Below are 22,069 nucleotides of genomic sequence, written 5' to 3'. Positions count from 1 at the left end.
TAAGTGTCGGACGGCGAAAGGATAGCCGACATGCCACACGTCACGCTTCCGCACACTGTGCATCTTCCACACGGCGCCATCCACTACCGCGAGCTCGGACCCGCTGATTCCACCCACCCGCCGGTGGTGTTCGTGCACGGCATGCTGGTCGACCACCGGCTCTGGCTCGACGTCGCCCGGCGACTGGCCGACCAGGGATATCGCTGCCTCCTGCCGGACTGGCCACTGGGCTCACACACCACTGCAGTGACCGACCGCAGCAGACAGTCTCCCGCCGGCGTCGCCGAGACCATCCACGACTTCCTGGTGGCCCTGGACTTGCACGACGTCACCCTCGTCGGCAACGACACCGGCGGCGGATTGTGCCAGTTCCTCATCGATGCCCATCCCGAGCGCATCGGCCGCCTGGTGCTCACCAACTGCGACGCCTTTGACAAATTCCCGCCCTTCCCCTTCAACGCCGTGTTCGCCACGCTGCGCGGCCCTCGGTCGATCAAGGCACTGTTCACCGCATTGAAACTGAAAGCACTCCGGCACTCCCCCTTGGGTTTTGGACTACTCGCCGACGCAGATCCCGCGCTCACCGCGTCCTGGGTGGCACCGGCACGCGACGACGCCCGCATCGCCGGGGACCTGGCGGCCATGCTGCGCAATGTCGCCCGCACCGATCTGACGCACGTGGCACCACGACTGCACAACTTTCCCCGGCCGGTCACTGTGGTCTGGGGTACGGCCGACCGGTGCTTCACCCCCGAGCTCGGCCGACGGCTGGCAGCACTTTTCCCGCACAGCTCGTTCATCGAGGTACCCGGCGCACGGACCTTCGTTCCCATCGACAATCCCACTGCCGTGGTGCAGGCGATCGCCACAGTCGGCGCCACCCCCTGATCACCTTCGCGTGTTATGAGTAGGCGGTGAATGCACCGCTGACACGACGGCTCGGGCTGCCCGACGCCGTGACCATCGGGCTGGGGTCGATGATCGGCGCGGGCGTGTTCGTGGCGTTCACGCCTGCTGCGGCCGCCGCCGGGTCATGGCTGCTGGTCGGGTTGGGCTTGGCGGCGGTGGTGGCCTACTGCAATGCGACCTCCTCGGCCCGGTTGGCGGCGCTGTATCCACAATCTGGCGGTACCTACGTCTACGGCCGCGAACGGCTGAGCCCGTTCTGGGGCTACCTCGCCGGGTGGTCGTTCGTGGTGGGCAAGACCGCGTCATGCGCCGCGATGGCAATGACGGTGGGGTTCTACGTGTGGCCTGCTCAGGCGCATCTGGTCGCGGTGATCGCCGTGGTGGCCCTGACGGTGCTGAACTGTTTCGGGGTGCAGCGCTCTGCTCTGGTGACCCGGGTGATCGTCGCGGTGGTGCTGGCGGTCCTGGCCGCCGTCGTGGTGGGAATATCGGTGTCCGGGACCCGACCCTCCGTCGGAAGCGGCTCGGAGGCAACGTTCTTCGGCGTCCTTCAAGCCGCCGGTCTGCTGTTCTTCGCGTTTGCCGGATATGCCCGTATCGCGACACTGGGCGAAGAGGTGCGCGACCCGCAGCGCACCATCCCCCGGGCCATCCCGCTGGCACTGGGTATCACGCTGGTGGTGTATGTGGCTGTGGCACTTGCCCTGCTGTCGGCACTGGGCACCGCCGGCCTGGCGACCGCGACTGCCCCGGTGGCCGACGCGGTGGTCGCGGCGGGTCTGGACTGGCTCGAACCCGCGGTGCGTGTTGGTGCGGCACTGGCTGCACTCGGTGCGCTGCTGGCGCTCGTCCTCGGCGTATCGCGAACCACGCTGGCGATGGCCCGCGACCGCCACCTGCCCCCGGTACTGGCGACGGCGTCCTCCGGGGTGCCGCGCTATGCCGAAATCGCTGTGGGCACCGCGGTGGCGGTACTGGCTGCAACCGTGGATCTACGTGGAGCCATTGGCTTCTCGTCGTTCGGGGTGCTGGTGTACTACGCGATCGCCAACGCCGCCGCATTCACGCTGGGGCGGCGGGTGATCCCCGTGATCGGCCTGCTCGGCTGCCTGGTGCTGGCCCTGACGTTGCCGTGGATGTCCGTACTGATCGGCGCCGCGGTGTTGGCCACAGGCGCTGCGGTGTACGGATTTCGGCGAAAGCAGGCGACGGGAACCGCGGCGCCGTCCAGCGACGGCCACTGATGTCGAAACTGGCTCATGCCCTTCCGCGGTGCGCCGCGGCCGATCTGCAGCTTCTCGGACAGGTCGATTTCCACCAGGTGAGTTCGCGGGGTCAGCTGACCCGTGGCGATGGCCCGGGCCGCCGTGGGGGCAGGGCCGCGGCGGGCAGAGCCGACAGCGTGGTTGTCGTACGCCAGGGCGAGTCGGTGGTCATCTGGTGACAGCGCGTCACTGTAGGGCGGAAAATCAGGCCAATGCCCGCCCTACGTCGACTGGCGGTCTCCGCGGTTCGGTGTGCGACAGCTGACCACGTGGCGATGGCCCGGCGCAGTGCGGGCAGGGCAGCGACGGGCAGAGCCGACAGCGTGGTTGTCGTACGTTAGGGCGAGTCGGTGGTCATCTGGTGACAGCGCGTCACTGTGGGGCGGGAAATCAGGCCAATGCCCGCCCTACGTCGACTGGCGGTCTCCGCAGTTCGGTGTGCGGCAGCTGACCCGGTGGTGTCTGATCGGTGCATGATTCCACTGACCTGGAAGCCCGTCGGACAAGACACTGCGAGCACCACCGACCCGAACTTCGTCGTCGGCCCCGACGAACGGCTGAGTTGGCCCAAAACCATCGGCATCGGCGCCCAGCACGTGGTCGCCATGTTCGGCGCCACCTTCTTGGTGCCGGTGCTGACCGGATTCCCGCCGGCCACCACGTTGCTGTTCTCCGGCATCGGCACCATCTTGTTCTTGCTGATCACCGGCAACCGGCTGCCCAGCTACCTGGGCTCCAGCTTCTCGGTGATCGCCCCCGTGACCGCCGCGACAGCGGCCGCGGGCACCGGCAGCGCGCTCGGCGGACTGATCGCGGTAGGCGTGCTGCTGATCCTCATCGGCGCGGTGGTGCATGTGGCGGGAACCCGCTGGATCGACATGACCCTGCCGCCCATCGTCACGGGCGCGATCGTCGCGCTGATCGGTTTCAACCTGGCCCCGGCGGCCAAGAACAACTTCGTCGAAGGGCCGCTGGTCGGCATCGTCACGCTGGTACTCCTGATCGCGGCGCTGGCGTTCTTCCGAGGCCTGATCGGCCGGTTGGCCATCTTCCTGTCCGTGGTGATCGGCTACCTGCTGGCGCTGGCGCTCGGTGACGTCGACACCTCGGGGATCGCGTCGGCCGCCTGGATAGGGCTGCCCGAGTTCCAGGCGCCGTCGTTCAGTCTCGCGGTTCTGCCGATGTTCCTGCCGGCGGTGATCGCGTTGGTGGCCGAGAACATCGGTCATGTGAAATCAGTAGGCCAGATGACAGGCACCGACGTCGATCCACTGACCGGCCGCGCGCTCATGGCCGACGGCGCGGCGACTGTGCTGGCCGGAGCGGGCGGCGGTTCAGCCACCACCACCTACGCCGAGAACATCGGCGTCATGGCGGCCACACGCGTGTACTCCACGGCGGCGTACTGGGTGGCCGGCATCGCCGCGATCCTGCTGGCCCTGTGCCCCAAGGTGGGTGCCACCATCTCGGCCATCCCGCCCGGCGTCCTCGGTGGTGCGACGATCGTGCTCTACGGCCTGGTGGGTGTGCTCGGCATCCGGATCTGGCTGACCAACCACGTGGACTTCTCACTGCCGATCAACCAGATGACCGCCGCCATCGCGCTGATCATCGGCATCGCCGACTTCACCTGGCAGATCGGCGATCTCATCTTCACCGGCATCGCGTTGGGCTCTATCGCCGCATTGGTGGTGTACCACGGGATGCGTGGGCTCAGTGCGTTGCGGGGCACGCCGCCGGCGCCCGTGACCCCGGCTGAACCGTTGCCCTCCGACAACAGCTGAGTGCGTGGACGTCAGGGCCCCATCGCCGAGCGGTGACGCAACGGGTGCGCCGGGACCCCATTCGGTCCCTCGATCGACGACGCGTAGGTCCCCACGGCAAACGCCACACCAGCACCCATGATGGCCAGCGCATCCCGGTTCACCGCGCGCGCTGTGTCGCGATTGCTGTGATAGTTCGGGTCGAAGGGGACACCGGCCCGACCGCCCCACAACCGGGCCTGGACGGTGGTCTTCTGTTGTGGGCCACCGGTGGTCATGCCTCCCACGGGGATGCCCGCGGAGATGAACGGGCTGTAATCGGTGTTGGCGGCCAATGGCATATCGGCCGGGCGCATACCGGCCAGGTTCAGATACCCCGCCAGCGTGCGCTCCACCCCGTCGGATCCGATGGGCACGTCATCGGCGCTGAAGTCGGGGCTCGGCGTGCCCGACTGGTCGCCGTCATAGGTGAAATAGCCGGCGTTCGGTGAACCGATCATGTCGAAGTTGAGGTACAGCGCGATGTCGTTGAGCTCGTCGCGGCTGAGGCCGAACACGTAGTCGATGGAGCCGGCCAACCGTTTCTCCTCAGCCCCCCAGAACGCAAAGCGCACCGCGTTGGTGATGTCCGGTTCCGCGCCCAGCCGCAACGCCGTCTCCAGCACCGCCGCCACCCCGGTGCCGTTATCGTTGATCCCTGGCCCCTCCGGCACGCTGTCCAGGTGCGCACCCACCATCACCACGTCACTGGCGGAGCCGGTCTTGGTCTGCGCCACTACGTTTCGTGACGTCAGCTTGACCGTTCGGCCATCGAGGACCACCCGCGCCGGGCCGGTGGCACGCCGCAGCGCAGCCCCACCCTCGTCGCCGATGATGGCCACCGGCAGGGTCAGCTGTTCGTAGTAGTTCCGCTCGAAAAGCCCTGGCGGACTTCCATTTCGACCACCGGCACTGACCACCACCAACGCGGCGGCGCCCTTGGCGGCGGCCGCTTTCTGCTTGGCCACCACCGAGCAAGCGGTGTCGTCGACCACGGCGATCCCGCCCCGCGGCACCTGCGTAGGATAGTCAGCCGCCGCACACCCAGGGCTGCGGGTGGGTTTGACGACGGGTCCGTTGACACCGGGAGTCTGCAGCAGCAGCGACGCCTGATCCACCTGAAAGGCGCGGCCGCCGACAGTCACCGTCGGCCGGCCCGGGCTCCGGTTCTCCAGCCGCTCGAACTCTGTGATTTCGACATCAAAACCCTTGTCCTGCAACATCTTGACCACATAGTCGACACTGGCGTCGAAGCCCGGCGTGCCGTCGGCCCGATTGCCGCCGAACTCGTCGGCGATGTCCTGCAGGCGTTGCAGGTGCACCGCCATCCCGGCTTCGGTGACCTGCTCGGCTAGATGGTCGGCCAGGTTGACAACCGGTTCGGGTGCGGGCGGCGCAGGCTGCGATGAACACCCTGCCAGTACAAGAACCGACAACACCCCCGCAGCTACACGCCTCACCCGCACAGGCTAACCCGGCCCTGCCTCCCCGGCTCCTCCGTCACCGCATCGGCGACCACGCTAACCCGATTTGTAGCCCGGCCCTGCCTCCCCGGCTCCTCCGTCACCGCATCGGCGACCGGGCTAACGCGGTCCGACGTCAGGACGGGGCGATCTCATGGCGGGTCCGATCATCACGAATCGGCATACCGTTGCGGCCCGACTGATCCTGGGAGTACAACCCCACGACGTAACCGACACCGGCGCCCTGGATGCCCTGGCTGGTGGGATCGATGTTGTCGATGGTGTCCTGCGGCCGGTGGTAGTTCGGGTCGAACGGCTCCCCGGCCGTGCCACCCCACTGCTGCTCCTGAGCCTGCGTCTTGTCCTCCTCGGCCCCGGAGTACAAGCCACCGGACGGGATACCGGCGAAGGTGAACGCGTCGTAATCCGAGCGTCCGTCGAAGGACGTGTCCTGTGCGGGCATACCCGCCGACTCCAGGTAGGCCGTCAGCGTGCGCTCGATGCCTGCCGACCCTTCGGGCACGCGCGCCGGGGGTTGATCACGGCGAAACGGCGTCGACTGATCGCCGTCGTAGGTGAAGTACCCGGGGTTCGGGGAACCCACCATGTCGAAGTTCAGGTACATCGCGATGTCCTTGAGCTGGTCGCCGTTGAGCGATTCGACATACTTGCGCGAACCCACCAGCCCGATCTCCTCGGCTCCCCAGAATCCGAACCGCACCGCGTTGTTGACCGGCGGCGAACTGCCCAGCTGCAGAGCGGTTTCCAGCACCGCCGCCACCCCGGACCCGTTGTCGTTGATGCCCGGCCCTTCCGGCACGCTGTCGAGGTGGGCGCCCACCATCACGACGTCGCTGGTGGATCCGGTGGAGGTCTGGGCGATCACGTTGCGGCTGGTGAGCTCCTGCACCTCGGCCTCGACGCGGATGGTGGCATCACCGGGACGAGCCCGCAGCCGCGCACCGTCGGCCTTGCTGACACTGACCACCGGGATCTTGACCGACGTGCCGTCACCCAGCGTGCCGCCGAGTTGTCGAGCGTCGGTGTTGTCGGCGATGACGACGGCCACCGCGCCACGTTCGGCCGCGACGGCCGCCTTCTCCGCGAACGGGCAGTGTCCGCGGTCGACGAGGACCACGGCACCGGAGACATCCAGGCCGTCGTAGTCCTGCGGTGTGCAGCCGGGGCTGTCTTCCGCCCTCGCCGGTACCAGCCTCGCCGTCACCCCGGAAGCCGCGGTCCCGGTGGAGTATTCGAGCGCCCGCACACCGTACTCGGCGTCGCCCACGGTGATGGTGCCCGGCTCGGAACGGAACACCCGGACCTCGAACTCAGGCGTCTGCACCTCGAAGCCCGCAGTTCGCAGTGCCTCGGCGACGTAGTCGACACTGGCGTCGTACCCGGATGTCCCGGCGGCGCGGTTGCCGTCATGGGCGTCGGCGATGTCCTGCAATGCGCGCAGGTGGTTCATCATGGCCTCGCCGGTGACACGCTGCTGCAACGAGGTGGCGAACTCGACGGCCTCGACCGGGGTGCCCGGCGCCGCGGGAACCGGTTGCGGCTCCTGGGCCTGCTGACTGCACGCGGTCAGCACCATCACGAGCGCCAGCAGGATCGCGGCGAGTTTCTTGTCCACCATTGGCTCCAAGATACTGGCGCGAAATTCCGTTGCGTCCGGCTTGCCGCGACTGGCACGCTGTCCTGCGGTTCCAGCGGGTGGCGGGCCGAGCGGGGTACCGCAACGCTTCCGCGCAGTTGCCCTGGATCCACTGGCATGGTCTGGAAAACCTGAGGTTCGAGTCCTCCTTCAACCATCCCTGGCACCGCCCCCGGGAGGTCGGGAGCGTCGGTCCTGCGGAACACAGCGGGTGACACGCCCGCTGCGTCTCCCCACCGGCGCTGTCGCCCGGCGGCGGTGCCCCCATGCGTGAACTGAACACGACAGACCGCGACACAAACACGGAAAGGAGGAACGCATGTCTGTTTCGATCATCAACCGCCTCACTGTAGGAGTGGGCCAGAGTGCGCTGGTCTACCGCAACGGCACGCTGGCGCGGGTGCTGTCGCCCGGCACGCACTGGCTCGTCGGCTTCACGACCTGCGCCGTCGTCGAGATGCGTGAGCGGTTGTTGGTGCTCTCGCCGCAAGAGGTGCTGACCTCCGATGCAGTGTCACTGCGTGTCACCGTGGCGCTGCGACTGGCCGTCAGCGATCCGGTGGCGTTCACCGAGACCGCCGCCGACCCTGTAGCGGCGGTGTACCTGGCCGCGCAGATCACGCTGCGCGACACCATCTCCGGCGTCACCGCCGACGAGGTGATGGCGCGTCGTGACCGTCTGGACGCCGCCGTCATCCTGGCCTCCGCACAGGCAGCCGGCGCACGTGTCGGTATCGAGGTGCGCGAGGCATTGGTCAAGGACGTCATCGTGCCCGCCGAGATCCGTTCGGCAGCAATGGAGCTGGCGACGGCCAAGGCGCGCGGTGCGGCCCAGCTGGAGACGGCGCGCGCGGAAACCGCGGCGCTGCGGGCGCTGGCCAATGCGGGCCGGCTGCTGGACGCGCATCCCGCGCTGGCGCAGCTGCGGCTGGTCCAGGCGATGCCGTACGGCTCGCGGGTGGTGTTGTCGGTTGGCGAGGTCCCGTCAGGGATCACGCCGGTTGACCACGACTGACGCCGCGGCGAACACCACCGCGGTGACCGCCGTGAAGTACAGCAGTCCGCCGAGCTCACCCCAGCGCAAGTCGAAGCCCAGGTGGAGCGGTTCGACCCCGGTGAACGCCACCCCGTTCACGAAGGGAAGAAACGGCCCCACCTGGGCCCCGACGTCGGGCAGCACAGCGAGCATGGTCTCGATGACCAACGGCCACAACAACAGCAGCACGACGGTGCCCGGCGCGGCCCGGATCAATGCGCCGACACCGACACCGAACACCGCGGCGACGGCCGCGTACACCGAAAAAGCGCCCGCCACCAGCCAGGGCCGTGGATCGGCCAGCGATAGCGCGTCGCTGGACAGCGGTGGTGCGGCCAATCCGGCCACCACCACCGACGCCAGCACCATGATCGCGGCGGCCAATGCCGCCACCACCGCGCTGACCACCGCTTTCGCTCCCAGCACCAGGTAGCGGTTGGGGACCACCAAAAACGTCGTACGGATCATCTGCGTGCGGAACTCCGAGGTGATGGTCATCGATGCCACCACCATGAGGATGGGCACCCCGATCATCGCGACACCGTCGGCGGCGTCCTCGGACGTCATCGTCGCCATCCCGCTCCCCCACGACTGCAGCGCCGCCAGCGCCATGCTGAGCGCGGCGGCCGTCGTCACCGCCAGCCACGGGGCGCGGGTGCTGACCAGCTTGATGCGTTCGGCGGCCAGCGCGGACATCACCTGGCTCATGACGCCGACCGGAAGTCGGTGACGTCGTCGGTCAATTCCAGATACGCCTCCTCGAGCGACGCCTTCTGTGGGCTCAGCTCGTGCAACGTGATGCCGTTGCGGCCCGCCAGGTCTCCGATCACGTCAGCCGACGCACCGCTGACCGACAACATGTCGGGGTGGTCGTCGAAGCCGATTTCGGCGTCGACCAAAGCCGCCCGCAACTGGTCCAGGTGCGGGCTGCGGACCCGGACGACACCACCGCGGGAGCGCGCCACGAAATCGTCGACCGAGGTGGCCGCCACCAGCTTGCCCCGCCCGATCACCAACAACCGGTCGGCGGTGTTGGCCATCTCGGCCAGCAGGTGACTGGACACCAACACCGTCCGGCCTTCGGCGGCCAGGTCGCGCATCAGCGTGCGCACCCAGCGGATGCCCTCGGGGTCCAGACCGTTGACCGGTTCGTCGAACAGCAGGACCGGCGGGTCGCCCAGCAGTGCGGCTGCGATGCCCATGCGCTGACTCATCCCCAGCGACAACGCCCCGGCCTTCCTGGCGGCCACTTCGGCGAGACCGACGATGCCGAGCACCTCGTCCACCCGGGACATCGCAATGGCGTTGGCCGCCGCGATCCAACTCAGGTGCGCCCGCACCGACCGACCGGGGTGCACACTGCGCGCATCCAGCAGGGCACCCACGGTGCGCAGCGGATCCCTCAGCTCCCGGTAGTGCTGCCCGGCGATGGTGGCCGAGCCCGAGGTGGGCCGGTCCAGCCCGAGAATCAGGCGCATGGTGGTGGATTTGCCCGCGCCATTGGGACCGAGGAAGCCTGTGACCACTCCAGGTTCCACGGTGCAGGTCAGATCGTCGACGGCTCTGGTGGCCCGGGCACCGCGCCCGAACACTTTGGTGAGCCCGCTCAGTTCGATCACCGGAGTCACTGCGGCGACCTTACGCGGCTCACCACCAACTGAGCGACGGCCGCCATGCCGGCGGCGTTGGGATGGAATGGTGCGGCGCCTCCCCCGAAAAGACGCGGTACGGGCAGTCTGGCGCCGACCGTCCAGGGCACCGCTGACCAAGCATGGTGCTCTGTGCTGGCGTCGGCGACCGGGACCAGGTCGCAACCGGTTGCCGCGGTCGCGGTCTGCAGACGCGCCGCCAGATACCGGCCCAGATCGGCATCCTCGTCACGCAACGGCGGTGCCGGTGTACCGGCCGGCGGCAACAGTGTGAGGTAGTCGACGAACAGGACCTGGGCTTCCGGCGCCTTACGGCGCACCACTTCGCCGACGGCACGCAGTGACGACTCGAGGCGCAGCAATGCCCGTTCGCGGGCCGCGGGGTCCAACATCTCGCGCAGTTTGGCGCCCAGGACCGGCAGCTGCCGTGCGCGGCGGGGCAGGCTTGCGGCCATCAGTGCCGGCACGTAGCCGATGTCGTTTCCGCCGATGGTGACGGTGACCAGAACCTCGTCTCCGCGCAGCGCTTCGACCTGTGGCGGTGCCCCGTGCTGCGATTCGTACAGCACGTGGGCGGTGGTGGCGCCGGAGTACGTGACATCCACCAGTTCCAGCTGCAACGCATGCGCCACCAGATGGGGGTAGTTCCGCTGCGACCGGCCCGCCCGCCTCGGCGAACCAGGCGCCCTCGGTGTGATGCCGGGGCCCGCCGCCATGGATGAGCCCAACGCGACGTAGCGGCCCCTCAGCACGTCACCATCATGGCGCAACTGCGCCGCTGGGGCTCGACGCCTGCGCCCAGAACCTTTTCGGGATCCGGCCTGCGTGCCGGGCCAGATGACCTGCGGTGACGGCGGCGGCCATCGCTGCCGCCATGGCGGGCGGGTTGGCGGCACGGGTCACGGCGGTGGCCAGAAGCACGGCGTCGCAACCCAATTCCATGGCCAGCGCCGCATCTGAGGCGGTGCCGATGCCGGCATCGAGAATCACCGGGACACCCGCCTGCTCGACGATCATCTCGATGTTGTGCGGGTTGGCGATGCCGAGCCCGGTACCGATGGGTGACCCCAGTGGCATCACCGCCGCGCACCCGGTGTCTTCGAGCCGGCGCGCCAGCACGGGGTCGTCGGTGGTGTACGGCAGTACGGTGAAACCGTCGTCGACCAAAAGCTCAGCGGCGCGCACCAATTCGATGGCATCGGGCAACAACGTGCGCTCGTCGGCGATGACCTCGAGCTTGACCCAGTTGGTGCCCAACGCCTCGCGGGCGAGTTGCGCCGTCAGCACCGCCTCGGCGGCGCCGCGGCACCCCGCGGTGTTCGGCAGCGGGGTGATGTTCAGTTTCTCCAACAGACCCAGCACACCGGTGCCTTCGGTGACGTCCACGCGGCGCATGGCGACCGTCGTCAACTCGGTGCCCGAGGCGATCAGCGCCTCCTCGAGCACCGACTGGTTGGCAGCGCCACCGGTACCCATGATCAGCCGGGAGCCGAAGCTACGGCCCGCGATCGTCAGATTCTCAGCCACCCTGCACCGCCGTCACCACTTCCACTCGCGCACCATCGGACAGTGATGTGTCCCAACGAGACCGAGGGAGCACCGCCCAGTCAACCGCCACCGCCACACCCTTGTCGGGGATACCCCGCAGTGTCAGCAGCGCCGACACCGTGGTGTGCTCCTCGATCTCGATCTCCTCGTCGTTCAGCAGAATCTTCATCAGACACTCACCAGTTCCGCACTGATCTTCTCCGCAGTCCACGGAGCCAACAGAAACCCCGACCGACCGTGGCCCGCCGCCACCAGGGTGCGTTCGTCCAGACGCCCCACCAGCGGCAGATTGTCCGGGGTCATGGGCCGCAGTCCCGCAGCGCACTCGGCGAGCTCGAACTCGCCGAGCGCCGGCACCACCGCGCAGGCATCATCGAGCAGTTCCCGCACGCCGGCCACCGTCGGCGCGGTATCGCGGCCGTGTTCGTACTGGGTGGCCCCCACCACCACGCCATCACCACGGGGCACCAGGTACACCTGGCGACCGCGCACCCTGGCGCGGATGACACGTTGCGGCGCCGGCAGGCACCCCGAGCGCCAACGCAGCCGCAGCACTTCACCTTTGACCGGCCGGATCGGCAGACCGGGCCACAGTTTCGGAGCGTCGATGCCGTTGGCGATGACGCACACGTCGGCGTCGGTGTCCGCCAGGTCGGTGACCGGGCCCGCCCATTGCACACCCAGCTGTGCGCAGTGGTTTCTCAATGCCTCGAGAACCGCTCGGTTGTCGACGGCCAGCTCGGTGCCGGCCCGGAAACCATGCCGGATACCTTGCGCCAGAAGGGGTTCGATGTCGCGGGCGCTGGTGGTCGCCTCCACGGGGTGCCCCTGTGCCGACAGCCAGTCCCCCACTGTGCGCAGGTCAGCGGCGTCGGCACGGTCGACGGCCACCACCAACGACTCACGGGCGGTGACGATGTGGGCAGGCAGGCCGTCGAGGAACGACCCCGGGCCCTCGGCGCGCCACAGCGCCAGTGACTCCAGCCCGAGGCGCAGCAGCTCTTCCTCACCGGGCCAGCCCTCGCTGTGCGGGGCGAGCATGCCGCCGGCCACCCAGGAGGCGCCGGTCTCGGGTGCGCGATGTACCCGCACCGCCCAGCCGTCGACAGCGGCGCGCCGCGCCACCGACAGGCCGATGACACCGCCGCCGATGACGGCCAGCAATCCTCTGTGCTGCATGAGCCTTGGCTCCCTATCGCCGGCATTACCCGGATCAGGTGTGACGGTAAGGGCAATGTGTGGTGCCCACTCTCAGCCCCGCGACCGGGACTCCCGCGCTGTCGAGACACCACAGTACCCTCGCCAGATGCCCGAACAGCTGGACCGTCTCCGGAACGCGCGACTGTATCTGTGCACCGATGCCCGTCGTGAACGCGGCGACCTGGCCGAGTTCGCCGACGCCGCGCTGTCCGGCGGCGTCGACATCATCCAACTGCGCGACAAGGGGTCGGCAGGTGAGCGGGAGTTCGGTGCGCTGGAGGCGCTGCAGGAGTTGGACGCATTGCAGATCCTGGCCGACGCCGCCGCGCGCCACGGCGCTCTGATGGCCGTCAACGACCGCGCCGACATCGCGCGGGCAGCTGGCGCCGATGTGCTGCACCTCGGGCAGGACGACCTGCCGCTGCCGGTGGCCCGCGACATCATCGGGGCGCGGCCGTTGATCGGCCGGTCGACCCATGACACGTCGCAGGTGGACCGGGCGCTGGCGGAGGACATCGACTACTTCTGTGTGGGACCGTGCTGGCCGACGCCGACCAAACCCGGGCGTACCGCGCCTGGGTTGGATCTGGTGCGCTACGCAGCCGACGCCGCGGGCGACCGGGTGTGGTTCGCGATCGGCGGCATTGACGAACAGCGGCTTCCGCAGGTGCTCGAGGCGGGCGCCACCCGCGTCGTCGTCGTCCGCGCCATCACCGCAGCCGATGATCCGCAGGCCGCCGCCCGCCGGCTGAAAGCTGCGATTTCGGCGTGAAAACTATCGGTCAGCGACCGAGATCACGCCCAATTCGCCGATGACGTCGAGCAGCGTCGGCCAACTGGCGGCGAAACCGGGGTGCAGCGGCAGACCCGCCACATTGTCCACCGGCACCCAGCGCAGCTCCGAGCTCTCGCGGTTGGGCACCGTCTCCAGCAGCGACCCCGTGTCGGCGATCACCGTCGTATAGGTCCACCCCGGCACCTCAGCGGTGACGACACTGGTCCGCACCACCAACACCTCGGCGGTCAGCCCGGCCTCCTCCCACGCTTCGCGCACGGCGGCCTGTTCCGGGGTCTCGTGGCTGTCGCGGGCGCCGCCGGGCAGTGCCCAGGTACCGCCTTGATGGCTCCACGGTGCGCGATGCTGCAACAACACGGCAGTGGCTCCGTCGGGTGTCGGAGCGCGCAGCAACAGCCCCGCCGCACCGAATCTGCCCCAGTAATGTGCGCGGGTCTCGGGCACCACCACCCACCCGTCACCGTCGCCATGCACGCGCTCAACAATAAGCGGCGCACCTGCACCGTGTGCCGGCTCACCGATCTCACCCCACGCGTCACACAGATGCTCTTAGAATTCGCTTATACAGTTGGCAGGAGTCCGGACAAGCGCAAGCGGGAAACGAGGTCCGCACAAGGTGACGGTTGAGTTGGCGCACCCGTCGACCGAGCCGCTGGCGTCCCGGTCGCCCGCCGAACCCGCACATCCGCGGTGGTGGTTCCTGTGGACCACCCCTGGCCGCATCCTGGCCATCGGCATCATCCTGGCCACCCTCGGGGTGATCAGCGCGTTCGCCACATCCACCACCATCGACCAGCGCCAACAGCAGCTCACCACCGTGCTGGACCACACCGAACCGCTGGCATTCGCCGCAGGTCAGCTGTACACCACGCTGTCAGTGGCCGATGCCGCCGCGGCCACCGCGTTCATCGCGGGCGCCGAGCCGCGGCCGGTGCGACAACGGTATGAACAGGCCATCACCGACGCCGCGGTGGCGCTGACGCAGGCGTCCAGCGGGTTGACCGACAAACCGATGCAGGAGCTGCTGGGCAAGATCAACGCCGAGCTGGCGGTCTACACCGGGCTGATCGAAACCGCGCGCACCAACAACCGGGCCGGCAATCCCGTCGGCTCGTCGTACCTGTCGGAGGCGTCCTCACTGATGCAGGACACCATCCTGCCCAGCGCCCAGATGCTCTACGAGGTAACCAGCGCCCGCGTCGACGAGGAGACCACGGCCTCGACACGCATCCCCGCACCCGTCATCATGGTCATCGGCGCCACCATCCTGTTCGGTGCGTTCGCACACCGCTGGCTGGCTCGACGCACCCGCCGCCGGGTCAATCCCGGACTGGTCGCCGGCGGCCTGGCCATCCTGATCATGGTGGTGTGGGTGGGCACCGCGCTGACCATCTCGACGGCGGGCAGCCGCAGCGCCAAGGACACCGCCGCAGAATCGTTGAAGACCATCACCACTTTGGCGATCACCGCGCAGCAGGCCCGCGCCGACGAGACCTTGTCGCTGATCCGCCGCGGCGACGAGGATGTCCGCAAGCAGTCCTACTACCAACGCATCGACACCATGCAACAACAACTGAGGCAGTACCTGGAACGAGAAGACGCCATCGACAAGTCCGATCTGGCCAACGCCGACGAACTGCTGACCCGGTGGAGATCGGCCGACGAGCGGATCAACGCCTACATCTCGGTGGGCAACTACCAGGCCGCCACCCAGGTGGCGCTGGGCACCGGCGAGGACGACTCCACCCCGGCCTTCGACAAGCTGGAGGAGGCGCTGGACGGCGGTATCCGCGAGAGCCGCGCCCAGTTGCGCAACGACATCGCCAACGCGCGCCGGGTGCTGTCCGGCGCCACGGTGGGTGGTGTGGTGCTCTCACTCGGAGCCGCGGTGGCGGTGGCCCTGGGCATCTGGCCGCGACTCAGTGAGTACCGATGATGAGGTGGAAGGCTCTGCTGGCGGCGTGCGCGGTGATCATGACCGGGTGCGGCACCACCCTGCCGCCGACGTCGGCACCGCTGTTGACGTTGCCGCCGCCCACCCCCGCCGGCATGGAGGAGATGGCGCCCGAGGCTCCCACCCCACCCAACCCGGACGACGAGGACTGCGACCGCACCGCGAGCCTGCGCCCGTTCTCGAACCGGGCCGACGCCGAAGACGCCGTGGCCAACATCCGCTCCCGCGGCAGGCTGATCGTCGGCCTCGACATCGGCAGCAACCTGTTCTCCTTCCGCGATCCGATCACCGGCGAGATCACCGGATTCGACGTCGACATCGCCGGCGAGGTGGCCCGCGACATCTTCGGCACCCCATCGCAGGTGGAGTACCGCATCCTGTCGTCGGCCGACCGGATCAACGCCCTGCAGAACAACGAAGTGGACATCGTGGTCAAGACCATGAGCATCACCTGCGAGCGGCGCGAGCTGGTGAACTTCTCGACGGTGTATCTCAACGCCTACCAACGCATCCTGGCGCCTCGCGACTCGGCGATCAGCCAGGCCTCCGACCTGCCCGGCAGACGGGTGTGCGCGGCCAAGGGAACCACATCGCTGGAACGGATCCGCCAGATCACCCCGGCTCCCATCATCGTCACCGTGGTGACGTGGGCCGACTGTCTGGTGGCGCTGCAACAGCGACAGGTGGACGCGGTGTCCACCGACGACTCGATCCTGGCCGGGCTGGTGTCGCAAGATCCCTACCTGCACATCGTCGGCCCGAACATGAACCAGGAGCCATACGGCATCGGGATCAACTTGCAGAACGAAGGGTTGGTGCGCTTCGTCAACGGCACCCTGGAACGGATCCGACGCGACGGCACGTGGAACACGCTGTACCGCAAGTGGTTGACGGTGCTGGGTCCGCCGCCGGCCCCACCCAGCGCCCGGTATGTGGACTAGGTGAGCCGAATGGGTGACACCGAACTCGACCCCGAATTCCCCGGCCGGCCAACGAGCTCGAGGGACGAAATCGACACAGGGTCGGACGCCGAGTATGAAGAGGGTCCTTCCACGATGCGGCAGGATCTGACTGCGCTGTTCGACGACGAGGACCAGGATTCGCAACCGGCGGCTGCGAACGAGCAAGGCCCGGACGACGAGGGGCCCGGCACACAGCCCGCCGAGCTCCTGTTCGACTCGGTGGCCACCATGCGGCCCATGGCCACCCAGGCCATCTTCCGACCCAACTTCGACGACGTCTCCGAAGGCACCTTCGTCTCGAGTGCGGGCACCGAACCCGAAGACACCAGTACAACGCTGACCCGCGCCATCTCGCCCACCCGCCGCCTCGGCGGTGGCCTGGTCGAGATCCCGCGGGTGCCGGAGATCGACCCGCTGGCCGCGTTGATGACAAATCCCGTTGTGGCGGAATCGAAACGGTTCTGCTGGAACTGCGGCAAACCCGTCGGCCGGTCGACGTCGGACGGCAAAGCGCTGTCGGAGGGATGGTGCCCGCACTGCGGCAGCCCGTATTCCTTCCTGCCGCAGTTGGGTCCCGGCGACATGGTCGCCGACCAGTACGAGATCAAGGGCTGCATCGCCCACGGCGGGCTGGGCTGGGTGTATCTGGCGGTGGACCACAACGTCAACGAACGTCCGGTGGTGCTCAAAGGTCTGGTGCACTCCGGTGACGCGGAGGCCCAGGCCATCGCGATGGCCGAGCGGCAGTTCCTCGCCGAGGTCGTACACCCGTCGATCGTGAAGATCTTCAACTTCGTCGAGCACCCCGATTCGCACGGCGAACCCGTCGGCTACATCGTGATGGAGTATGTCGGCGGCACGTCGCTCAAACAGCCCAAGGGCACTGTGCTGCCGGTGGCCCAGGCCATCGCGTACATGCTGGAGATCCTGCCCGCACTGGGCTTCCTGCACTCGATCGGGTTGTGCTACAACGACCTCAAGCCCGAGAACATCATGCTCACCGAATCGCAGCTCAAGCTGATCGACCTCGGTGCGGTGTCGCGGATCAACTCGTTCGGATACCTGTACGGCACCCCTGGCTACCAGGCTCCGGAGATCGTGCGCACCGGCCCGACCGTGGCCACCGACATCTACACGGTGGGCCGCACCCTGGCCGCGCTGACACTGAAGTTGAAGACCCGCAGGGGGCGTTACGTCGACGGCCTGCCCGAGAGCGACCCGGTGCTCAAGGAGTACGACAGCTTCCGCCGGTTGTTGCGTCGCGCCATCGATCCCGACCCGAGGCGCCGGTTCGCCAGCTCCGACGAGATGTCCTCTCAGCTGATCGGTGTGCTACGCGAGGTGGTGGCACACGACAGCGGGGTACCGCGGCCCGGCCTGTCGACGGTGTTCTCGCCGTCACGTGCCACCTTCGGCGTCGACCTGCTGGTGGCGCACACCGACGTGTACTACGACGGCAAGCCGCACTCCGAGAAGCTGACTGCACCCGAGATCGTGACCGCACTGCCGGTTCCGCTGGTGGATCCCGCCGATGTCGGTGCGAAAGTGTTGAGTGCGACCGTACTTTCACAGCCGGTGCAGACGCTGGACTCGCTGCGGGCGGCTCGCCACGGCACGCTGGACTCCGACGAGATCGACCTGTCGGAATCCACCGAACTGCCGTTGATGGAGGTGCGGGCACTGCTGGACCTCGGTGATGTCGCCAAGGCCACCCGCAAGCTCGACGATCTGGCCGAACGGGTGGGCTGGCGCTGGCGGCTGGTCTGGTTCCGAGCCGTCTCCGATCTACTCAATGCCGACTATGATTCCGCGACAAAACATTTCAGCGAGGTTCTGGACACGTTGCCCGGCGAGCAGGCCCCCAAGATCGCCTTGGCCGCCACAGCTGAACTGGCGGGTGATCCCGATGAGGCGCAGTTCTACCGCACGGTGTGGAACACCGACAACGGCGTGATCTCGGCGGGTTTCGGGCTGGCACGCGCGCAGTCGGCCGACGGCGAGCGCGAGGCTGCGGTGCGCACCCTGGACCAGGTTCCGGCCACGTCACGGCATTTCACCACCGCCCGGTTGACGGGTGCGGTGACGCTGCTGTCGGGGCGGTCCACTAGTGAGCTGACCGAGAAGCAGATCCGCGATGCGGCGCGACGGGTGGAGGCGCTGCCGGACAGCGAACCGCGGGTGCTGCAGCTGCGGGCGCTGGTGTTGGGCACCGCGATGGACTGGATAGCCGACAACGAGGCCAGTACCAATCACATTCTCGGTTTCCCGTTCACCCAGCACGGTCTCCAGCTGGGCGTGGAGGCCTCGCTGCGGGCACTGGCGCGGGTGGCGCCGACGCAGGCCCATCGCTACGCCCTGGTTGACATGGCCAACACCGTGCGCCCGACCAGCACTTTCTGATCTGCTCCCCGAACCTCGCTGTGGGCGCGTACGTCAGAGGACGTCGATGCAGGCGCGGGCGATTGCGAGTTCCTCATTGGTGGGGATCACCAGCACCGTGGTGGGCGACCGCTCGGCGGAGATGATCCGGGGGCCGCGAGCCGGGCTGTCGTTGAGGTGCTCGTCGAGTTCGATACCCAACGGCGCCAGCCCTGAGAGCGCATCCCGGCGTACCGCGGCGTCGTTCTCACCGACGCCCGCGGTGAACGTCAGCACGTTCACCGTCCCCAGCAGGGCCAGGTACGCGCCGATGTACTTGCGCAGCCGGTGGATGTAGACGTCATAGGCCAATTGGGAATCGGCCTTCTGCTTTTCCGATCCGGTGGCCATCTGCTTGTGCAGTTCCCTGAAGTCGATCTCACCGCCGAGACCCAGCACACCGGAGTGACGGTTGAGCATCGTCTCGATGTCCTCGATGCTCATCTGCGCTGCTCGCCACAGATACATGACGATGCCGGGATCGATGTCACCACTGCGGGTGCCCATCACCAGACCCTCCATCGGTGTCAGCCCCATGGAGGTGTCGACGGGCCGCCCACCCACGATGGCCGAGGCCGACGCTCCGTTGCCCAGATGCAGCACGATCTGGTTGAGGCTCTCCACGGGGACACCGAGGAATACGGCCGCCTGCTCGCTGACGTACTGGTGTGATGTGCCATGGAAGCCGTAGCGGCGAATCTTCCACTGCTGGGCCACATCCCGGTCGATCGCGTAGGTGGCGGCAGCGGCGGGTAGATCGTGAAAGAACGCGGTGTCGAACACCGCGACATGCGGCAGGTCCGGCAGGACCTTGCGGGCCACTTCGATACCGAGCACCGCGGGCGGGTTGTGCAGCGGCGCCAGCGGAGCCAGTTCGGTGATGGTGGCGGCCACGGCATCGTCGACGACGGTGGGGCGGTACAGGTCCTGTCCCCCGTGCACCACCCGGTGTCCGACTGCCACCAAACCCTGTTCACCCAACTGCGCACCGGCGTCGTCGAAGAGTTCGAAGACGGTGCGCAGTGCCGCCTCGTGATCGGGAATGGCGCCGTCGCGTTGCCAGTCCTGGCCGCCCAGAACGAGTTTGGCGCCGGCGTTCTCGTCACCGATGCGTTCGACGATGCCGTGGGCCACCGAGGTGCCGGCATCCGGTTGCACGAGCTGGAATTTGACCGACGACGAGCCGGTGTTGAGCACCAGGACGGTGCGCTGATCACTCATCTACCCTGCGCCTGGATCGCGGTGATGGCCACCGTGTTGACGATATCGGACACCAACGCTCCTCGGGACAGGTCGTTGACCGGCTTGTTGAGACCTTGCAGTACCGGGCCGATGGCGATGGCCCCGGCACTGCGTTGCACCGCCTTGTAGGTGTTGTTGCCGGTGTTGAGGTCAGGGAAGATCAGTACTGTCGCCCGGCCCGCCACCTGCGAGTCTGGCATCTTGGTGGCAGCGACGGACGGTTCCACGGCCGCGTCGTACTGAATGGGACCTTCCACCAACAGTTCTGGAGCACGCTGGCGTACCAGCTCGGTGGCCGAACGCACCTTGTCGACGTCGGCTCCCGTACCGGAAGTGCCCGTCGAGTAGGACAGCATCGCCACCCGAGGCGCGATGCCGAACTGCGCGGCGGTGCGTGCCGAACTGATGGCGATATCGGCGAGCTGTTCGGAGGTGGGATCGGGAACGATGGCGCAGTCACCGTAGGCCAGCACCTGATCCTCGAGGCACATCAGGAAGATGCTCGACACGGTGGACACATCGGGCTGCGTCTTGATGATCTCGAATGCCGGGCGCACGGTGTGTGCGGTGGTGTGCCGCGCGCCGGACACCATGCCGTCGACGAGGTTGTTGTGCACCAGCATGGTGCCGAAGTACGAGACGTCGTTGATGATCTCACGGGCCTGTTCGACCGTGATGCCCTTCTTCTTGCGCAGTTCGGCGTACTGCCGGGCGAACTGGTCGCACAGCTCGCTGGTGCGCGGGTTCAGCACGTCGGCGCCGGAGAGATCGACGCCCAGTTCGGCGGCACGGCCACGGACCAGTGCCTCGTCGCCGAGGATCGTCAACTCGGCCACACCGCGATCCAGCAGCCGGCCCGCCGCTTTGAGGATGCGGTCGTCGTCACCTTCGGGCAACACGATCCGTTTGCGATCGGCGCGGGCGCGGTCGATCAGCTGGTACTCGAACATCTGGGGAGTGGTGATCGTGGGGATCTCGATGGCCAGCTGGTTGAGCAGATCGGCAATGTCGACGTGGCGGTCCATCAATTCCAGGGCGGTGTCGATCTTGCGTGCCGAGTCGACGGTGACCCGGCCTCGCGCGCCCGCCACCGCGCTGGCCGTGGCGAACGTGCCCAGATCGGTGGCGATGATGGGCAGTTTCAGGCGCAGCCCGTCGACCAGCGCGGCGATCGAATAGTGCAGGTCCAATCCGCCGTTGAGGATCACCGCCGACAAGGACGGGAATCCTTCGGCGGCATGTGCGCTCATCACCGCGAGCACGACGTCGGACCGATCCCCCGGCGTGATCACAGCGACGCCCTCGGTGAGCCGCTCCACCACGTGCTCGGCGGTCATGCCCGCCACCAGGACATCGAGCACCTCGCGGCCGAGCAGGGCTTGGTCACCTTTGATCAGGGTGCCGCCGACAGCGGCGCGCAGATCCCCGACCGAGGGAGCGACCAGCAACTTGTCCTCGGGAAGCACGTAGGACTTGGGCTCAAAACGCTGCAGGGCGGCGGCCACGTCGGCCATATCGGCCGGCTCGCACCGATTGGCGACCACGGCCGCGGTGTGCGCGTGCTGGTTACGCAGCTCGGCCAGGCACAGTTCCACCACCTGAGCCACTTCATCCGGGGTGCGGCCCTTGGCCCGGACGGCCAGCACAACCGGAGCACCGAGGTTGACGGCGATGCGTGCGTTGACACCGAGCTCGCTGGGGCTCGCGACGTCGGTGTAGTCGCTGCCGACGATCAACACCGCGTCACACCGGTCTGCGACGCGATGGAACCGGTCGACGATCTCTGCGATCGCGGAGTCAGGGTCTTCGTGCAGTTCTTGGTAGCTGACACCCACACATTCCTCGTAGGTGAGACCTGCCGAAGTCCGAGGCAGGAGCAGCTCCAGGATGTAGTCGCGCTCCTCGCCGAGGCGGGTGATGGGGCGGAAGACCCCAACCTTGGCCACCGTGGCGGTCAGCCGGTGGAGGATTCCCAGCGCGATGGTGGATTTGCCGGTGTCACCTTCAGGGGAAGCGACGTAGATACTGGACGCAAATCCTGGGGCCGCTGGCACCCCCCTAGCCTTGCGCATCAGGGGAAAACGTTCCAGCGACCCACCGGATCGCCACCAGGATCACAGTGTGATGCAAATCACAATTCATCAGGAGTGTTTGCTGGATCTGCATGC

The 22,069-nt window shown here is 67.7% G+C and carries 18 protein-coding genes and 1 pseudogene; 8 read left to right on the top strand and 11 right to left on the bottom strand.

Annotation, left to right across the window (positions count from 1 at the left end):
- Nucleotides 1-30 precede the first annotated feature (30 nt).
- The 3 genes from BVC93_RS16985 to BVC93_RS16970 all read left to right on the top strand — a co-directional run bounded on the left by BVC93_RS16985 (nt 31) and on the right by BVC93_RS16970 (nt 3,958).
- Nucleotides 31-888: an alpha/beta fold hydrolase gene (locus tag BVC93_RS16985; protein ID WP_083738495.1), complete on the top strand. Its 858-nt coding sequence runs from the start codon at nt 31-33 to the stop codon at nt 886-888.
- 89 nt (nt 889-977) lie between these two features.
- Entirely contained in the window at nt 978-2,153 is a 1,176-nt protein-coding gene (locus tag BVC93_RS16980) for an APC family permease (protein WP_442929092.1), read from the top strand.
- A gap of 494 nt (nt 2,154-2,647) precedes the next feature.
- Nucleotides 2,648-3,958 (top strand): uracil-xanthine permease family protein, encoded by a 1,311-nt coding sequence (locus tag BVC93_RS16970; protein ID WP_083738493.1) that lies wholly within the window; start codon nt 2,648-2,650, stop codon nt 3,956-3,958.
- A gap of 11 nt (nt 3,959-3,969) precedes the next feature.
- Here BVC93_RS16970 and BVC93_RS16965 read toward each other — a convergent pair whose 3' ends face one another.
- Both BVC93_RS16965 and BVC93_RS16960 read right to left on the bottom strand, forming a co-directional pair.
- Nucleotides 3,970-5,442 (bottom strand): M28 family peptidase, encoded by a 1,473-nt coding sequence (locus BVC93_RS16965; RefSeq protein WP_157516962.1) that lies wholly within the window; start codon nt 5,440-5,442, stop codon nt 3,970-3,972.
- A gap of 133 nt (nt 5,443-5,575) precedes the next feature.
- On the bottom strand, nt 5,576-7,078 hold the full coding sequence (locus BVC93_RS16960; RefSeq protein ID WP_083738491.1) for a M20/M25/M40 family metallo-hydrolase: 1,503 nt from the start codon (nt 7,076-7,078) through the stop codon (nt 5,576-5,578).
- Between the two features lie 337 nt (nt 7,079-7,415).
- Here BVC93_RS16960 and BVC93_RS16955 point away from each other — a divergent pair, with 337 nt between their 5' ends.
- Complete coding sequence (locus BVC93_RS16955; protein ID WP_083738490.1) at nt 7,416-8,111, top strand: slipin family protein; 696 nt, start codon at nt 7,416-7,418, stop codon at nt 8,109-8,111.
- Here BVC93_RS16955 and BVC93_RS16950 read toward each other — a convergent pair.
- Genes BVC93_RS16950 through thiO form a run of 6 tightly spaced genes read right to left on the bottom strand, consistent with a single transcriptional unit; the run spans nt 8,082 to nt 12,508 of the window.
- On the bottom strand, nt 8,082-8,840 hold the full coding sequence (locus BVC93_RS16950) for an ABC transporter permease (RefSeq protein ID WP_236950002.1): 759 nt from the start codon (nt 8,838-8,840) through the stop codon (nt 8,082-8,084). The two genes, BVC93_RS16955 and BVC93_RS16950, sit on opposite strands and share 30 nt — an antisense overlap.
- Nucleotides 8,837-9,751: an ABC transporter ATP-binding protein gene (locus tag BVC93_RS16945; RefSeq protein ID WP_083741107.1), complete on the bottom strand. Its 915-nt coding sequence runs from the start codon at nt 9,749-9,751 to the stop codon at nt 8,837-8,839. Before BVC93_RS16945 ends, BVC93_RS16950 begins: the two co-directional genes overlap by 4 nt.
- 5 nt (nt 9,752-9,756) lie before the next feature.
- Entirely contained in the window at nt 9,757-10,497 is a 741-nt protein-coding gene (locus BVC93_RS16940) for an SGNH/GDSL hydrolase family protein (protein ID WP_083741106.1), read from the bottom strand.
- A 43-nt stretch (nt 10,498-10,540) separates the two neighbouring features.
- Nucleotides 10,541-11,257 carry a thiazole synthase gene (locus BVC93_RS16935; RefSeq protein ID WP_442929091.1) on the bottom strand — a complete coding sequence of 239 codons (717 nt, stop codon included), beginning with the start codon at nt 11,255-11,257 and terminating at the stop codon, nt 10,541-10,543.
- 43 nt (nt 11,258-11,300) lie between these two features.
- A complete protein-coding gene (gene thiS, locus BVC93_RS16930) occupies nt 11,301-11,498 on the bottom strand; it encodes a sulfur carrier protein ThiS (protein WP_083738488.1) in 198 nt (65 codons plus the stop codon).
- Nucleotides 11,498-12,508, bottom strand: coding sequence for a glycine oxidase ThiO (gene thiO, locus BVC93_RS16925; RefSeq protein WP_083738487.1), 1,011 nt, complete (start codon nt 12,506-12,508; stop codon nt 11,498-11,500). The genes thiS and thiO overlap by 1 nt, the downstream gene beginning before the upstream one ends.
- A gap of 127 nt (nt 12,509-12,635) precedes the next feature.
- Between thiO and thiE the strand changes: the two genes are divergently transcribed.
- Nucleotides 12,636-13,301 (top strand): thiamine phosphate synthase, encoded by a 666-nt coding sequence (gene thiE, locus BVC93_RS16920; protein WP_083741105.1) that lies wholly within the window; start codon nt 12,636-12,638, stop codon nt 13,299-13,301.
- A gap of 51 nt (nt 13,302-13,352) precedes the next feature.
- Here the strand turns inward: thiE and BVC93_RS16915 are convergent.
- Nucleotides 13,353-13,799: pseudogene (locus BVC93_RS16915) on the bottom strand (NUDIX hydrolase); the annotation flags it as partial.
- Between the two features lie 142 nt (nt 13,800-13,941).
- On the opposite strand from BVC93_RS16915, the gene glnX reads away from it, so the two are divergent.
- From glnX to BVC93_RS16900, 3 genes are all read left to right on the top strand, one after another.
- Nucleotides 13,942-15,261, top strand: a complete 1,320-nt coding sequence (gene glnX, locus BVC93_RS16910) for a protein kinase G-activating protein GlnX (RefSeq protein ID WP_083738485.1) — start codon at nt 13,942-13,944, stop codon at nt 15,259-15,261.
- Entirely contained in the window at nt 15,261-16,220 is a 960-nt protein-coding gene (locus BVC93_RS16905) for a glutamate ABC transporter substrate-binding protein (RefSeq protein ID WP_157517242.1), read from the top strand. Before glnX ends, BVC93_RS16905 begins: the two co-directional genes overlap by 1 nt.
- A 114-nt stretch (nt 16,221-16,334) precedes the next feature.
- Nucleotides 16,335-18,641, top strand: a complete 2,307-nt coding sequence (locus BVC93_RS16900) for a serine/threonine-protein kinase PknG (RefSeq protein WP_083741104.1) — start codon at nt 16,335-16,337, stop codon at nt 18,639-18,641.
- A gap of 33 nt (nt 18,642-18,674) precedes the next feature.
- On the opposite strand, the gene BVC93_RS16895 is transcribed toward BVC93_RS16900, so the two are convergent.
- Together BVC93_RS16895 and pta are read right to left on the bottom strand one after the other, a co-directional pair.
- Nucleotides 18,675-19,880 carry an acetate kinase gene (locus BVC93_RS16895; RefSeq protein WP_083738483.1) on the bottom strand — a complete coding sequence of 402 codons (1,206 nt, stop codon included), beginning with the start codon at nt 19,878-19,880 and terminating at the stop codon, nt 18,675-18,677.
- Nucleotides 19,877-21,955, bottom strand: coding sequence for a phosphate acetyltransferase (pta, locus tag BVC93_RS16890; RefSeq protein ID WP_236950000.1), 2,079 nt, complete (start codon nt 21,953-21,955; stop codon nt 19,877-19,879). Before pta ends, BVC93_RS16895 begins: the two co-directional genes overlap by 4 nt.
- Nucleotides 21,956-22,069: the final 114 nt, after the last annotated feature.

The sequence above is a fragment of the Mycobacterium sp. MS1601 genome (genome assembly GCF_001984215.1).
Taxonomy (GTDB): domain Bacteria; phylum Actinomycetota; class Actinomycetes; order Mycobacteriales; family Mycobacteriaceae; genus Mycobacterium.
This window is presented reverse-complemented; position numbering and strand designations above follow the sequence as displayed.

Coding starts and splice junctions, on each gene's coding strand:
- BVC93_RS16985 (WP_083738495.1), top strand. CDS start 31: ATGCCACACGTCACGCTTCCGCACACTGTGCATCTTCCACACGGCGCC.
- BVC93_RS16980 (WP_442929092.1), top strand. CDS start 978: ATGATCGGCGCGGGCGTGTTCGTGGCGTTCACGCCTGCTGCGGCCGCC.
- BVC93_RS16970 (WP_083738493.1), top strand. CDS start 2,648: ATGATTCCACTGACCTGGAAGCCCGTCGGACAAGACACTGCGAGCACC.
- BVC93_RS16960 (WP_083738491.1), bottom strand. CDS start 7,078: ATGGTGGACAAGAAACTCGCCGCGATCCTGCTGGCGCTCGTGATGGTG.
- BVC93_RS16955 (WP_083738490.1), top strand. CDS start 7,416: ATGTCTGTTTCGATCATCAACCGCCTCACTGTAGGAGTGGGCCAGAGT.
- BVC93_RS16950 (WP_236950002.1), bottom strand. CDS start 8,840: ATGAGCCAGGTGATGTCCGCGCTGGCCGCCGAACGCATCAAGCTGGTC.
- BVC93_RS16940 (WP_083741106.1), bottom strand. CDS start 10,497: ATGGCGGCGGGCCCCGGCATCACACCGAGGGCGCCTGGTTCGCCGAGG.
- BVC93_RS16935 (WP_442929091.1), bottom strand. CDS start 11,257: ATGGGTACCGGTGGCGCTGCCAACCAGTCGGTGCTCGAGGAGGCGCTG.
- thiS (WP_083738488.1), bottom strand. CDS start 11,498: ATGAAGATTCTGCTGAACGACGAGGAGATCGAGATCGAGGAGCACACC.
- thiO (WP_083738487.1), bottom strand. CDS start 12,508: ATGCAGCACAGAGGATTGCTGGCCGTCATCGGCGGCGGTGTCATCGGC.
- thiE (WP_083741105.1), top strand. CDS start 12,636: ATGCCCGAACAGCTGGACCGTCTCCGGAACGCGCGACTGTATCTGTGC.
- BVC93_RS16905 (WP_157517242.1), top strand. CDS start 15,261: ATGAGGTGGAAGGCTCTGCTGGCGGCGTGCGCGGTGATCATGACCGGG.
- BVC93_RS16900 (WP_083741104.1), top strand. CDS start 16,335: ATGCGGCAGGATCTGACTGCGCTGTTCGACGACGAGGACCAGGATTCG.
- BVC93_RS16895 (WP_083738483.1), bottom strand. CDS start 19,880: ATGAGTGATCAGCGCACCGTCCTGGTGCTCAACACCGGCTCGTCGTCG.